The organism is Peribacillus simplex, from assembly GCF_001578185.1.
GTDB lineage: Bacteria > Bacillota > Bacilli > Bacillales > DSM-1321 > Peribacillus > Peribacillus simplex_A.
In genome coordinates, this window is sequence record NZ_CP011008.1 from 1,129,614 (window position 1) to 1,143,386 (window position 13,773).

Below are 13,773 nucleotides of genomic sequence, written 5' to 3' on the forward strand. Positions count from 1 at the left end.
GAGAATCGATCCACAATGCCTTAAGTACCATGATTTTTTATTCAAGCATTAATTTGCTTCGTATTTCCGAACGGGAGTTTGAGTCGCCACACTGATTGTCTCTTTGAAATATCCGCATAGCTCAAGCCACTTTTCAGGGTAAATATAGATGAAACGTTCTATCGTAGCTAGAGAGTGAAGCACCAGGCAATCGATTTGACACTTTTTTCGATTCTGTAAATTGAAAAGAAGCTCATGCGGGATAGTGTAATAAGGATGGATTTGATACGGATTCAATATGACCGGGGAAATATTATTTTCGTCTATATACTTGTCCGTCACGATCTTTTGGATTGCAAAGCTTTCGTTTGCATGTAAATCCCCGATATTGTAGTTTGGATTCAATAGTACAATGCCTCTCATTCGATTCACCCATTCTTTTTGCTAACCATTCTTGCCAAATGGAGGATGGGATATTCAAAGTAAGAGGCTTGATCTAGAAAATGGCTTTCATTCCGTTAAGGGTTTTGAGATGCTTTACATTTTCAAGCACCTTGTTGGTCAGGTCCGCTTTTTTTATAATCGGTGAACTTCTTAAATCTTCTATGAAGCTTTCATTCGTGAACCAATCAATGTAAGGGGGAGGAAAGACAATTTGATCTGCCCATGCATCATGAAGAATGGGGCTATAAACTTTATCATCTTTTGCCGCGGATGCATCAGAGGTATATATGCTTTCCCAGTAATCCTCTCTTGAACCCGTGTGTGGAACCTCTTTTGTAAATTGGCCAACACCGTGAAAAACAACCGGATCCTGAAAAAGAAGCCCGTATAAGAAATTTCCCGTTTCAATACGCTGTTTCGGATTGGCAAAGCGGTCTACGGTCAGGCCGGTCAAGGAACGGAGTCCGTCTTGTTTATTCGCGTAAGGAAAGATAACGTTCATGAAGCCTAAGTATTCCTGCAGCTGAAAATCAAGCCTTCGAAGGATTTCACCATGGCGGGTGCGTTTTATTACCCTTTCCTGAAGCATTCTTTGTTCATTAATGATAAGGGATGTTGTCAAAAGGGGTGAATGGGGTTCCTCGATGAAAGATTCCCAAATCGGGGCCATGAATCTTGAAATGCGGAATATTGGAAAATACTTCCTTATTGGAAGTTCTTTTTGTTTTGAATGTTCATATAAAAGCAGCTGGGGGAAGGCATCGGCAAATATCGCTGAATTGGCGCGCTCAAGGAACTGGAAAAATTTCAGCCGTTCCGCTCTGTCAAAGAGATGGGTCATGGATGAACTTTTCAAATCAGTCATATGGTATCCCCCATTCCTCGAAACCATATGTGCTAAAAAGGCCCAATGGACCTCTGGATTACGATTATAAAAGGCCAGATATGCTTGTGTTCTTGTAGCATTATTCCGGTTCCAGGCAGCTGCTTCGGTTCGAATGCTTTTTATAAGAGCCGATTCCATAGGTAAAAAAGCTTTAGACACATCCAAAGGCTGAAAAAGCTCTTTTTGTAAATGGGATTTTAGCGTGTCATATCTTTCAGCATCGATGATGGGTTTTGTTTTGACAGGGAGTTTGCCTAACAGCTTCTGCACATATTGCGAGAACATACAATCACCACGAATGTTTTTCGATCATTATATGCAGAGCCGTCAAGAAAGGGGCGTTGCATTTGCAACGCCCTCAAGGTGATTGTTGATGGTTTTCTTTCGTCATCAGTTATTTTTCTTCTTCTTTTCCCGGTACAATAAAATATAATAAACTATCCAGAAAAGTAAAACAGGAATGAAGGAAACCGGTCTATATTGGACCGGTACGGCAAATAAGATGAAAATGGATGATAATAAAAAGGGAACCGCTAGGAGTATATATTTTCTCCATGGCATATGCTGAACCTCCTTAGGTTACGTCATTATAAGAATAAAGGATTATCCATCAATAATCTAGAAAAGTCACAATTGACAAAAATATACACACGTAGTAATCTTTTAATATAAGTTAAATATTACCATTAATCAAGGAGAAGGAGGCGAACGTCATGACTAAATCAGTTAAGCACATAGATATCACAATTGAATATCATACGTCCGCCTGCCCTGAAACTTTGTCTTTCTAGACAAAGGATTAGAACGTGCTCATTGATCATTTTAAAGCGCAGGTTGTGAATTTTCGCGGCCTGCGCCTTTATATGTGTTCTTACACATCTAAAAAAGCTTCCGCTAATTGGCGGAGGCTTTTTGGCTTTGGGGATACAGGTGCAATAGCGGCCTTTCCATATAAGTGATAGGAGGAGTTTTAAATGAGACAAATGACATTGGGAGTCTTACTGCAGCCCGGAGATCCAGAAAGCGGTTAGTGAAGGGAAAGGTTTTAACAAAAGGGAGGGGAATTCATGTTTGCGATTTTTAAAAAGCTGTCCTGGTTCTTTAAAGAACAGTGGCAGCGCTATACCTATGCCATTTTATTTCTATGTCTAGTCAATATCCTGGAGGTTATCCCGCCAAAGCTCGTCGGAAATGCCATCGATGATATGAACAATGGCAGCATGACGCAGGAGGGTGTCATGAAATACGTTGTTTATTTGCTTATGGTACTGGGCGGAAGCTACTTATTTGGTTACTTATGGAGTTTTCTGTTATTCGGCGGCGGAAACTTGGTCGAACGAAAAATAAGGTCCGGATTTATGAGCCATTTGCTGAAAATGACGCCGACTTTTTATGAAAAAAACCGTACAGGGGATTTAATGGCCAGGGCAACCAATGATTTAAAGGCAATTTCCCTCACAGCTGGTTTCGGGATATTGACGCTCGTTGACTCGGTTCTGTTCACCATTACGGTTGTGGTCATGATGGGCGCCACCATCAGCTGGGAGTTGACGATTGCGGCGGTGCTGCCACTTCCGATCATGGCAGTGATGATGCAAATCTACGTGAAGAAAATTTACAAACGTTTTACGGATGCACAAGCAGCATTTGGTTCTTTAAATGACAAGGTCCTTGAATCCATTTCAGGTGTCCGGGTCATCCGGGCCTATGTCCAGGAACGGGAGGATGAAAAGCGATTTGATGAAATGACAGAGGATGTTTATCGCAAAAATCTCGCGGTGGCAAGAATCGACGCCCTCTTTGATCCGACGATAAGCATTATCATCGGCATCAGTTATTTAATCGGTTTGGGCTACGGGGCTTATCTTGTTTTTCAACAGGCCATAACGCTTGGCGGACTTGTTTCGTTCAATGTTTACCTAGGCATGTTAATTTGGCCGATGATCGCGGTGGGTGAACTGATCAATGTCATGCAAAGGGGAAATGCTTCGCTTGACCGTGTTCAAGACACCCTTTCATATGAGGCGGATGTGAAGAACTCATGGGGTCTGGAGAGTATTCCGAATCCGGAAAATATCCAATTCAATTCCGTGTTTTTTACATACCCATCCTCAACAGTTGTGAATCTATCCAATATTTCCGTTCAGCTTGAGCGTGGTCAAACATTAGGGATAGTTGGGAAGACAGGAAGTGGAAAAACGACATTCGTGAAGCAATTGCTCCGGGAATATCCTTTAGGAAGAGGAGAAATTGCTTTTGCAGGCATGCCGCTGGAGCAACTGGACCTTGAAGATATTCGTAATTGGATCGGCTATGTCCCACAGGACCATTTTTTATTCTCAAAGTCTGTGAGGGAAAATATCTTATTCGGTAAAATGGATGCAACGGAAGATGAACTGGCTGAAGCTATCCGGCTTGCGGATTTTGAGAAGGACTTAATGATGCTGCCCAACCGCCTTGAGACACTTGTCGGTGAGAAGGGTGTCGCTCTATCTGGAGGGCAAAAGCAGAGGATCTCGATTGCCAGGGCACTGATCAAAAATCCAGAAATCCTAATATTGGATGATTCCTTATCCGCTGTGGATGCGAAAACGGAAACGACCATCATTGAAAATATCCAAAATGAACGGGCAGGGAAAACGACCATCATCACAACCCATCGCTTATCAGCCGTTCAGCACGCGGATAGGATTATCGTGTTGGATGGCGGAGAGATCATCGAAGAGGGGACTCACGAAGATTTACTGCAGGATAATGGCTGGTATAGGGAGCAATACGAGCGGCAGCAGGTTGATGAAGGAACGGAGGTGAAGGCATGAAGGTCGTAAAGAAACTTTTTAATTATGCTGCCCTTTATAAAAAATTGATCATTGGCGCCCTGATCATGCTGGCACTTTCGGTAGCGGCCGATTTAACGGGTCCGTTCGTTGCCAAGAAAATCATTGATTCACATATACTTGGCATCGAATCCTCCTGGTATGAAACGGTTAAAGGAAAAGATGCTGTGGAGTATGAAGAAAAATGGTATAAACGGGCTGATTACTTCACTGAAGGTGAGAAGAAAGGCAGGGAAGTCCACGTTCTGCAGGTTGGCAATCAATTTGTCTTCGTAAATGAAGCTGTACCAATGGATGGACGCAGAACCTTGGAGAACCAATCGTTGATCATCAAGAAAGACGGAAAAGAGCAACGGGCGCAAGCAGTGAAGTTGACCAGTCAGGAAGTGATGCGGTTTTACCAACCGGAAATTCCGCGGATCCTTAAGCTTGTGGCTTTTTACTTTGGCCTTGTCATCATTTCTTCCATTTTTCAATATGGGCAGAGTTTTTATTTGCAAAAAGCGGCCAACCGAATCATTCAGAAGATGCGAAATGATATTTTTAAGCATATTTCCCGTTTACCGATACGTTATTTCGATAATATGCCAGCGGGAAAAGTTGTAGCAAGGGTCACTAATGATACGGAAGCGATCCGGGAATTATATGTAACCGTGCTCGCCAACTTTTTCTCGAGCACGATTAATATCTTCGGCGTTCTCATTGCTTTGTTTATTCTGGATGCACGTGTTGGTACCATTGGCCTTTTACTTATTCCGATCATCGTTATCTGGACGACTGTATACCGTAAATTCGCCTCGAAATATAATCACATCATTAGGGAACGGGTCAGCGATATTAATGGGATGATCAATGAATCCATTTCTGGAATGAGCATCATTCAGGCATTTGGACGTGAAAAGGAAACGAAGCAAACATTTGAAAATTTGAACCGGGAGCATTATTCCTATCAAAATAAAATGCTCCATTTGAATTCGTTGACGGGTGGAAACTTGATTGGTGTCATTAAGGTTTTGGCGCTAATGGCATTCGTCTGGTATTTCGGCGGGATTTCCCTTACAGCGAGTTCAGCCATTTCTTTAGGAATGATGTATGCAATTGTTGATTTGATCAGCCGACTGCTTCATCCGCTTCACGGAATCGTCAATCAGTTCGCTAACCTAGAACAGGCACTTGTTGCAGGGGAGCGGGCATTCAGTTTATTGGATGAGCAGGGATTGGCTGTCAGTGATGAAAACATATCCAGGTACAAAGGAAACGTGCAATTTGAAAATGTTTCTTTTGGCTATAAGGATGATGAATATGTGTTAAGGGACATTTCCTTCTCAGCTAAGCAAGGGGAAACGGTCGCTTTAGTAGGCCATACTGGATCAGGAAAAAGTTCAATAATGAATTTACTGTTCCGTTTTTATGATAGCAGCGAAGGGCAAATCAAAATTGATGGCAGGAATATTTTGGATATCCCCCATCAAACGCTTAGGGAGCATATGGGAATCGTCCTACAGGATCCCTATTTATTTACTGGCACCATCGCTTCCAATATCAGTCTGAATCATAAAGGCATCACAAGGGAAATGGTTGAAAAATCATTAAAAGATGTAGGAGGGGACAAAGTGCTGAAGCATCTTCCTTTAGGGCTGGATGAACCCGTGATTGAAAAAGGAGGAACGTTATCTTCTGGACAGCGGCAGCTCATCTCTTTTGCACGTGCTCTTGCATTCAATCCAGCGATTCTGATATTGGATGAAGCGACTGCAAGCATCGACACTGAAACCGAGGCAATTATCCAGGAGGGAATGGATGTGCTGAAAAAAGGGAGAACGACCTTTATCATTGCACATAGACTTTCCACGATTAAAAATGCCGACCAAATTCTTGTACTGGATAAAGGGCGGATTTCCGAGCAAGGTACACATGAAGAATTAATGGAATTAAAAGGGAAGTATTATCAAATGTATGAACTGCAGGCCGGTCCGCATAACGGGATGGCCGGTTGAAGCACAATTGAATAAGTATGGATAATCAAGATTAAACTATAAGGAGGTGCCGGTTATTGGCACCTTCAAGCAAAATGATTGATAATAGTAATCATTACTTTTAACATATACCCATATTAACAATGAGGTGATAATAGTGAAACAAGAAATTCATCCCGATTATCGACAAGTAGTATTTATGGATACCAACAGTGGGTATAAATTTTTGACAGGTTCCACGAAAACGTCCAATGAAACGATCGAGTGGGAAGATGGGCAAACGTATCCTTTATTAAAAGTGGAGATCAGTTCAGATACCCACCCTTTCTATACTGGAAAGCAGAAGTTTGCTGAAAAAGGCGGACGGGTGGACCGCTTTTTGGATAAATATAATATGAAGAAATGAAAGAGAGGCCATCGAGAAATCGTTGGCCTTTATTTATTAATAGGTTGAAAAAGAATTAAAATGATGCAAACAAGTGGGTGCCCATAATTTATGAGGCACCCATCCTTTAATCATTTTGCAGCAATTGCTTCCCCTTTTGCAATATTTACGAGGGCAGCATCGAAATCCTTGATTAAATCGTCCGGATTTTCAAGTCCGACAGAGAGGCGGAGCAAGCTGTTCGTGATGCCTCGCTTTTCCCTTTCATCAGCAGGCATGGCAGCATGGGACATTTTGGCCGGGTAGGATAAAATCGATTCGACCGCTCCAAGGCTTACGGCAAAGACAGGAAGCTCGACAGTGTTCACGAAAGAGCGGAAGACTTCTTCGCTTTCCAATTCAAATGATAGGACCGCCCCTGCACCAAGCGACTGGCCTTGCTGGATTTCGTGCTGTGGATGATCGGCCAGGCCAGGATAATAGACCTTTTTCACCAAAGGCTGCTCATTTAAGTAGGCGGCAATCTTTTCTGCCCCTTTTTGGGAGTGTTCCATTCTAACGGACAAGGTTTTCAGACCTCTCATTACAAGCCAGGCGTCCTGTACACCAAGAACCGCTCCAAAGGAGTTTTGGAGGGAACCGAGTCTTACTGCCAAATCCGGATCTTTTACTACGGCAAGTCCAGCTATCACATCACTATGGCCGGATAAAAATTTCGTTGCGCTATGAAGGACAACATCAGCGCCCAGATTCAGTGGTTTTTGTAATGCTGGGGTCAAGAATGTATTATCAACAAAACTTAAGGCACCGGCTTTTTTCGCGATATCACATACTGCTTTAATATCGGTCACTTTAAGTAATGGATTTGAAGGCGTTTCGATGTATATGGCTCTCGTATTTGGCTGAATGGCCGCTTTAATGCTTTCAAGGTCCGTCATGTCAACGAATGTATGCTCAATATTGAAACGCGCCAAAACGTTTGTGACCATCCTGAACGTACCGCCATACACATCTTCGGAAATGACGATATGGTCTCCGGCAGACAACAGCAGGAAAGCTGTTGAAATGGCTGCCATACCTGATGAAAAGGCAAAACCGTGAGTGCCTTCCTCAAGTTCGGCAATGATATCTTCCAGTGCTTCGCGAGTTGGGTTCCCGCTTCTGCTGTAATCATATTTGCCGAATTGATCGATATCGGATTGATGGAAAGTGGATGCGTGCTGAATGGGGACGCTCACACCGCCTGTTGCAGGATCGAATTTATGTTGATTATGAAGTAATTTGGTTTCAAAGCTGAAATCATGAGTGGTCATCGTAGTGCCTCCCTTTTTACATGTGCGAATGCTTGCTGTAAGTCCTGGATCAAATCTTCGCTGTCTTCAATGCCGACGGAGAAGCGCAGCAGGCGATTGCAAACCCCGTTCGCCGTTCTGACTTCAAGCGGTATATCGGCATGTGTTTGTGTAGCAGGATAGGTGATGAAGCTTTCAACCCCTCCAAGGCTTTCTGCAAACGAAATTAATGAGAGTGATTGTAAAAATGGGTTGACCGCCGCTTCATCAATGATACGGAATGAAATCATGCCGCCTCTACCGGGATACAAAACATCTGTTACACAATCATGTTCCGACAAGTAATCTACAAGTATCTTGGCATTCTTTTCATGACGTTCCATCCGCAATGCCAGGGTTTTCATTCCGCGCATCAACAGCCAGGAATCAAAGGGGCTCAAGACAGCTCCCATGCCATTATGATGGAAGGCAAGTGCATCACATAATTCAGCGCCGCTAGCAACGATCAGTCCAGCGAGCACATCATTATGACCACCAAGATACTTGGTTGCACTGTGGATCACAATATCTGCTCCAAGCAGGATGGGTTGTTGAATAAGAGGCGTGTAAAAGGTGTTATCAACGATTAACAATAAATTAAATCGTTTGGCCAATGCTGCAACGGCGCTAATGTCCGTTTGCTGCATTAGAGGGTTAGTGGGAGTTTCGATGAAGATGGCTTTCGTGTGAGGAGTGATGGCTTTTTCAATATCCTCCAAACAACAAGTGTTCACATAGTCGCACTTCAATCCCCATTTCTTAAACCCTTGTTCCAACAGACGATATGTACCGCCATAAAGATCTTCGCTGACAATCCATGCATCATCTGATTTAAATAAGGCCAGTATAGTAGAAATGGCTGCCATTCCTGAACTGCAGGCATACCCTTGGTCGCCTTTTTCCAGATCGGCGATGGATCGTTCCAATAGTTGGCGTGTAGGATTACCTGTCCTTGTATAATCAAATCCAGTCGATTGGCCGATTCCTTCATGGCGAAAAGCTGTTGAAAAGTATACTGGCGGATTGACTGTTCCTGTCGCCGTTTCACTGCGATTTCCTAATTGAGCAAGATATGTTTCAGTTTTGTACATAGTTTTCACTGCTCCTTTTTAGTTAAATAAAATAAAAAAAAGTCTTCTTTAAGAAGAAGACTTTGATTAAATAGGGACGAGTCATTCTTCTTATCTTCCAAGTTCACAAACTTGTGGAATTAGCACCTTTTCATTGGTTTGAAACAAATGAAGGTTGCTGAGGTGTCATCGGGCCATTCCCTCTACCTCTCTCGATAAGAGTTTAGATTATTCGATTTCTTTTGAATTTACTATATATACAAAATACTGTCAAGAACATTTTGGATGATAATGCTTTGATTTTCATGAATAGGGCAATTGGAGACTAGCGGTGTCAACACTTTATGTGTCTAAAAAGAATATCCAAAATTTGCATGGGTCCAGGGATAAACACGATATTAAATGGATTTTAAAGAAAAAGGGGGAGGCTTGGCCGGTTATTTTTGCATTAAAAAAATAAAGTTTGTACAATGTATAGAGAGAAAGAATAATATGACATTATTCATTTCATATACATATGGTCTTCGATGAATAGTGCAAACAATAGGAGGAGAACACATGGAATACAGAATCGAACGAGATACGATGGGTGAAGTGAAAGTTCCTGCCGATAAATATTGGGGTGCACAAACGGAGAGAAGCCGTAACAATTTCAAAATCGGTAACGAAAAAATGCCGATTGAATTAGTTCGTGCATTTGCATACGTTAAACAAGCTGCGGCAAAGGTGAACTTTGATCTTGGCGATCTTTCGGAGGTTAAAAAGAATGCCATCGTTAAGATTTGCGACGAAATCCTTGAAGGTACGCTTGATGAACATTTCCCACTTGTAGTTTGGCAAACGGGAAGCGGTACGCAAAGTAATATGAACGTGAATGAAGTGGTCGCTAACAAAGGGAATGAATGGTTAAAAGAAAATGGTGAATCCGAAACCCTTCACCCGAATGATGATGTTAACAAGGCACAAAGCTCCAATGATACTTTCCCGACCGCCATGCATATTGCAGCCTTTATGGAAGTCGCTGAAAAATTGGTTCCTGCCATCAAAGCACTTCGTGATACTTTCGATTCAAAAGAAAAAGAATTTTGGGATGTCGTGAAAATTGGCCGGACACATCTTCAAGATGCAACACCACTGACTTTGGGACAAGAAATTTCCGGTTGGAAAGCGATGCTCGATAAAGATCTCGCGATGATTCAGGAAAGCAGCCAAAAATTATTGAACCTGGCCCTAGGCGGAACGGCTGTAGGAACGGGAATCAATACAAAAAAAGAATTCCCAGGACTTTCGGCCAAACAAATTGCAGCAGATACAGGACATCCCTTCGTCACTTCGGATAATAAGTTCCATGCATTGACAAGCCATAACGAAATCGTCTACGCACACGGTGCGTTGAAAGCATTGGCAGCGGATTTAATGAAAATTGCGAACGATGTCAGATGGCTGGCAAGTGGCCCTAGAAGCGGAATCGGCGAAATTGCCATTCCTGAAAACGAGCCAGGCAGCTCCATCATGCCAGGTAAAGTCAATCCTACACAAAGTGAAGCGCTTACCATGATTGCGACACAAATCGTGGGTAACGATGCGACGATTGGCTTTGCAGCAAGCCAAGGTAACTTTGAACTGAATGTATTCAAACCAGTCATCATCTATAACTTCCTGCAAACGGTGAAATTATTGACGGAAGGCATTCACTCTTTCAACATTAATTGTGCAGTTGGCATCACTGCAAATGAAGATAAAATCAAAGAAAATGTAGACCGTTCACTTATGTTGGTAACAGCATTGAACCCGCATATTGGTTATGAAAAAGCAGCCAAGATCGCCAAAACTGCATTCAAGGACAACTCTACGTTAAAAGAAGCGGCGTTGAAATTAGAATTCCTGACGGAAGCTGAATTCAAAGCATGGGTAGATCCTGCTGACATGGTTAATAAATAATTGCATAGGAGTGCCCTCCCGCGGTTTTAGGGAGGGTGTTCCCATATGTTAAAATAATGGAATCAGCAAATAATGAAATCATAAGTATCGGGGACAGGAGGAAAAACAATGTCTTTATGCCCGCTTTGCAACGGTCTAAGAAAAATTCATGTAAATTGCCCGGAGTGCAGCAGTGGCCTTGATGATAAAGGGAAATTCATGGATTACGCTGATGATTACAGTGCTTATATGGATATCGACACACTTAAAGAAAACGACGGATACCCTCAATCCCTTCAAAAAGGCCAATGCCCGCATCTCATGAAATGCTCTGAATGCGGACATGATGAAGTGGTTTTGGTCCAGGAATAGGGTTTGCCCATTAGATATTATTTGAATAAACGAAAAAGACCCATTCATGAACGGGTCTTTTTGCGTTTAATTAGCAGATAACTTCATGCTTTCCTGCATCTGTTCATCTTCTTCAACTAAAATGCGGTGTTCGGTCCCTTTATCGAAAAAGTGGGCTTTATTCATGTCAAGGGCAAGTTTGATTTTCTCGCCTGCCTGGATAATATTCTTGGCATCGACCCGTGCGACGAAGTCCTGCCCCTCTAATGTGGAGTAAAGCATGATCTCTGCGCCCATGAGCTCGGCTACATCAATTTGGGTTGTGAATGTTGTGTTTGGGGACTCCGTGAAGTAAACTCCTTCATTATGGAAATCCTCCGGACGGATTCCAAGGATTATATCTTTTCCGACATATCCTTGATCACGCAGCATTTTCATCTTCAATTCGGGTATTTCTAGCGTTTGTGCACCAATTTTAATCGTGCCTTCTTTTAATGTTCCGGTGAAGAAGTTCATGGCAGGCGATCCGATAAAACCGCCGACGAAAACGTTAATGGGTTTCTCGTAAACGTCCTTTGGTGCACCGACCTGTTGGATGATACCATCTTTCATTACGACAAGACGTGTCGCCATTGTCATTGCCTCTGTTTGGTCATGTGTGACATATATCGTCGTGGTGTCCAGCCGTTTATGTAGTTTAGCGATTTCCGCCCGCATTTGAACCCGCAGCTTTGCGTCGAGATTGGATAGTGGCTCATCCATCAAAAAAACCTTTGCGTCCCTTACAATTGCACGGCCAAGTGCCACACGCTGGCGCTGACCACCGGAAAGGGCTTTAGGTTTCCTGTTTAGCAGCTCTTCAAGTCCGAGGATCCTTGCAGCATCATTGACCCTTTGCTTGATTTCCGCTTTTGGTGTTTTCCTGAGCTTCAATCCAAATGCCATATTGTCATAGACGGACATATGGGGATATAAGGCGTAGTTCTGGAAAACCATCGCAATATCACGATCTTTCGGAGGGACATCATTGACTCGCTTGCCGTCTATATATAAATCCCCTTGGGAAATGTCTTCCAGTCCTGCAATCATCCTTAATGTCGTCGATTTACCGCAACCTGAAGGTCCCACAAAAACTATGAATTCCTTATCGGCAACACGAAGGTTGAAGTCTTTAACAGCCGTTACCTTTTTATCATAAATCTTGAATATATGATCTAATATTAACTCTGCCATGAAAAATCCCCCTTTTAAACTCCTGATTACTTGTACTAATTAACTATAGTCTAAGCTATCAGTTTAGAAAAAAGTATGGGCACATTGCACAAAAATGGATGACAATCCCTGTTTTTGATGGAAATTAATCATTCATTAATATAATCAAGTACGCAGTCAAGGCGTGACGAAAGTTTCTAATATCGAGACCAGTTCTTTCAGTGAATTTATCTATCCGGTATTGTAAGCTGTTCCGATGTATATAAAGCTGTTTGGCGGCATAGGTAGCATTGGAGTTACATTCGATATACGTTTTAATCGTTTTGATAAGTTCAGTATCCTGTTTGGTCTTGCCGAGAATCTCATTGATATACCACTTTGAATTCGTAACGGATAGGTCATTTATTAAAGAATGGGGGATGATGTCTGCCAAATCAGCCACCTTTAGATCCGGCAGATTTACTTGTGCCAAAGCAAAACATTTTTTCTCCTGATTCCTATGATGATGCAGGTCTTGATTTACTGGGTGAAAGCGCCCGGTGAACATTCGGGTCTTTACATAAAAGTCACTTTCAAGCGTGGAAGAAATGGCGATTAGTTCTTTATTTGATAAAGATTCATCCTTGTCCGTTTCAATTAAGATTCCTGCCGTTTCATTTTCCCAGACAATGGCTGCGTCAGATGGAACGAAAGCGAGGAAGGCGTCTTCAAAATCGGAGTGGGAATAATCAGCATGGGTAAGCTTGAAATGAATGAATCGAACATTCTCCCAGCTTGTTAAAGGCAATGGTGCATTCGGTTCGGATAAAAAAGTTTTCCATGATGTGCCTGGAAACGTATTGAGGTTATTTTGGTTTATGGAAGGAACAAAAAGCAGTTCCAATAAACGGATTTCTTCAGCTGTGATTTCTGAACGGGGAATGCCAAGTATACTTCTTGAGTCTTCGAACCAAACATAGTCAGTAAAATCATTAGTATCCTTTTTATTGGTAAGAGCGTTCGGGAATTTTTGTTTGAGATTTTCAAGCATCGTTTCCACCTTCTTTCTCCCTTTCCATATCATTATAGCGAAAAAGAATAAAGTTCAAAAGAATAGGCTAGGATATTGCCAGTTTTTCCGAGAAGGGAAAGTGCATTCCTTCTAGGTAAAGACACGTAATAAATATTTTCTGTTCGGCAGAAAATTTAGCCATAGAAAAACACCCCGTAAATGTTAGTTTGGTGTCTAACATTTACGGGACAGTTAAAGTTTGCCTACAGTTTTTTTATGGCTTGTAATTTGAACGTTGATTGGAACAAAAGGCACTTGCTTTCCGCGGGTGGTCCGCCCTCGGCTTGCGCCTGCTTTTTGTTCCGTGCTTTTCGTTAAAAACCATTCCTCT

12 protein-coding genes and 1 riboswitch are annotated in these 13,773 nt (G+C 42.3%); of the genes, 5 read left to right on the forward strand and 7 right to left on the reverse strand.

Annotation, left to right across the window (positions count from 1 at the left end; translation table 11 throughout):
• Positions 1 to 48: 48 nt before the first annotated feature.
• From UP17_RS05300 to UP17_RS27360, 3 genes are all read right to left on the reverse strand, one after another.
• The gene (locus UP17_RS05300) at positions 49 to 402 is read right to left on the reverse strand and encodes a hypothetical protein (protein WP_061461976.1); all 354 of its coding nucleotides are present in this window, start codon (positions 400 to 402) and stop codon (positions 49 to 51) included.
• Between the two features lie 73 nt (positions 403 to 475).
• Complete coding sequence (locus UP17_RS05305) at positions 476 to 1,594, reverse strand: DUF2515 family protein (RefSeq protein WP_061461977.1); 1,119 nt, start codon at positions 1,592 to 1,594, stop codon at positions 476 to 478.
• A 105-nt stretch (positions 1,595 to 1,699) separates the two neighbouring features.
• Positions 1,700 to 1,870, reverse strand: coding sequence for a hypothetical protein (locus UP17_RS27360; protein ID WP_155727248.1), 171 nt, complete (start codon positions 1,868 to 1,870; stop codon positions 1,700 to 1,702).
• Between the two features lie 506 nt (positions 1,871 to 2,376).
• Here UP17_RS27360 and UP17_RS05310 point away from each other — a divergent pair.
• The 3 genes from UP17_RS05310 to UP17_RS05320 all read left to right on the forward strand — a co-directional run bounded on the left by UP17_RS05310 (position 2,377) and on the right by UP17_RS05320 (position 6,528).
• Entirely contained in the window at positions 2,377 to 4,128 is a 1,752-nt protein-coding gene (locus UP17_RS05310) for an ABC transporter ATP-binding protein (RefSeq protein WP_061461978.1), read from the forward strand.
• Positions 4,125 to 6,143 carry an ABC transporter ATP-binding protein gene (locus tag UP17_RS05315; protein WP_061461979.1) on the forward strand — a complete coding sequence of 673 codons (2,019 nt, stop codon included), beginning with the start codon at positions 4,125 to 4,127 and terminating at the stop codon, positions 6,141 to 6,143. Before UP17_RS05310 ends, UP17_RS05315 begins: the two co-directional genes overlap by 4 nt.
• Positions 6,144 to 6,279: 136 nt before the next feature.
• Positions 6,280 to 6,528: a type B 50S ribosomal protein L31 gene (locus tag UP17_RS05320; protein WP_061461980.1), complete on the forward strand. Its 249-nt coding sequence runs from the start codon at positions 6,280 to 6,282 to the stop codon at positions 6,526 to 6,528.
• Between the two features lie 110 nt (positions 6,529 to 6,638).
• Here the strand turns inward: UP17_RS05320 and metC are convergent, their stop codons facing one another.
• Positions 6,639 to 7,820 carry a cystathionine beta-lyase gene (metC, locus tag UP17_RS05325; RefSeq protein WP_061461981.1) on the reverse strand — a complete coding sequence of 394 codons (1,182 nt, stop codon included), beginning with the start codon at positions 7,818 to 7,820 and terminating at the stop codon, positions 6,639 to 6,641.
• Positions 7,817 to 8,929, reverse strand: a complete 1,113-nt coding sequence (locus UP17_RS05330; protein ID WP_061461982.1) for a methionine biosynthesis PLP-dependent protein — start codon at positions 8,927 to 8,929, stop codon at positions 7,817 to 7,819. The genes metC and UP17_RS05330 overlap by 4 nt, the downstream gene beginning before the upstream one ends.
• A gap of 87 nt (positions 8,930 to 9,016) precedes the next feature.
• Positions 9,017 to 9,130: riboswitch (SAM riboswitch) on the reverse strand.
• A gap of 336 nt (positions 9,131 to 9,466) precedes the next feature.
• Between UP17_RS05330 and fumC the strand changes: the two genes are divergently transcribed.
• Positions 9,467 to 10,849 (forward strand): class II fumarate hydratase, encoded by a 1,383-nt coding sequence (gene fumC / locus UP17_RS05335; RefSeq protein ID WP_061461983.1) that lies wholly within the window; start codon positions 9,467 to 9,469, stop codon positions 10,847 to 10,849.
• 108 nt (positions 10,850 to 10,957) lie between these two features.
• Positions 10,958 to 11,200: a hypothetical protein gene (locus UP17_RS05340; protein ID WP_061461984.1), complete on the forward strand. Its 243-nt coding sequence runs from the start codon at positions 10,958 to 10,960 to the stop codon at positions 11,198 to 11,200.
• 66 nt (positions 11,201 to 11,266) lie between these two features.
• On the opposite strand, the gene UP17_RS05345 is transcribed toward UP17_RS05340, so the two are convergent.
• Complete coding sequence (locus UP17_RS05345) at positions 11,267 to 12,412, reverse strand: ABC transporter ATP-binding protein (RefSeq protein ID WP_061461985.1); 1,146 nt, start codon at positions 12,410 to 12,412, stop codon at positions 11,267 to 11,269.
• 124 nt (positions 12,413 to 12,536) lie between these two features.
• Positions 12,537 to 13,421, reverse strand: a complete 885-nt coding sequence (locus UP17_RS05350) for a PucR family transcriptional regulator (protein ID WP_061461986.1) — start codon at positions 13,419 to 13,421, stop codon at positions 12,537 to 12,539.
• Between the last annotated feature and the right edge of the window lie 352 nt (positions 13,422 to 13,773).

Coding starts and splice junctions, on each gene's coding strand:
- UP17_RS05305 (WP_061461977.1), bottom strand. CDS start 1,594: ATGTTCTCGCAATATGTGCAGAAGCTGTTAGGCAAACTCCCTGTCAAA.
- UP17_RS05350 (WP_061461986.1), bottom strand. CDS start 13,421: ATGCTTGAAAATCTCAAACAAAAATTCCCGAACGCTCTTACCAATAAA.
- UP17_RS05300 (WP_061461976.1), bottom strand. CDS start 402: ATGAGAGGCATTGTACTATTGAATCCAAACTACAATATCGGGGATTTA.
- UP17_RS05330 (WP_061461982.1), bottom strand. CDS start 8,929: ATGTACAAAACTGAAACATATCTTGCTCAATTAGGAAATCGCAGTGAA.
- UP17_RS05315 (WP_061461979.1), top strand. CDS start 4,125: ATGAAGGTCGTAAAGAAACTTTTTAATTATGCTGCCCTTTATAAAAAA.
- UP17_RS05340 (WP_061461984.1), top strand. CDS start 10,958: ATGTCTTTATGCCCGCTTTGCAACGGTCTAAGAAAAATTCATGTAAAT.
- fumC (WP_061461983.1), top strand. CDS start 9,467: ATGGAATACAGAATCGAACGAGATACGATGGGTGAAGTGAAAGTTCCT.
- metC (WP_061461981.1), bottom strand. CDS start 7,820: ATGACCACTCATGATTTCAGCTTTGAAACCAAATTACTTCATAATCAA.
- UP17_RS27360 (WP_155727248.1), bottom strand. CDS start 1,870: ATGCCATGGAGAAAATATATACTCCTAGCGGTTCCCTTTTTATTATCA.
- UP17_RS05345 (WP_061461985.1), bottom strand. CDS start 12,412: ATGGCAGAGTTAATATTAGATCATATATTCAAGATTTATGATAAAAAG.
- UP17_RS05310 (WP_061461978.1), top strand. CDS start 2,377: ATGTTTGCGATTTTTAAAAAGCTGTCCTGGTTCTTTAAAGAACAGTGG.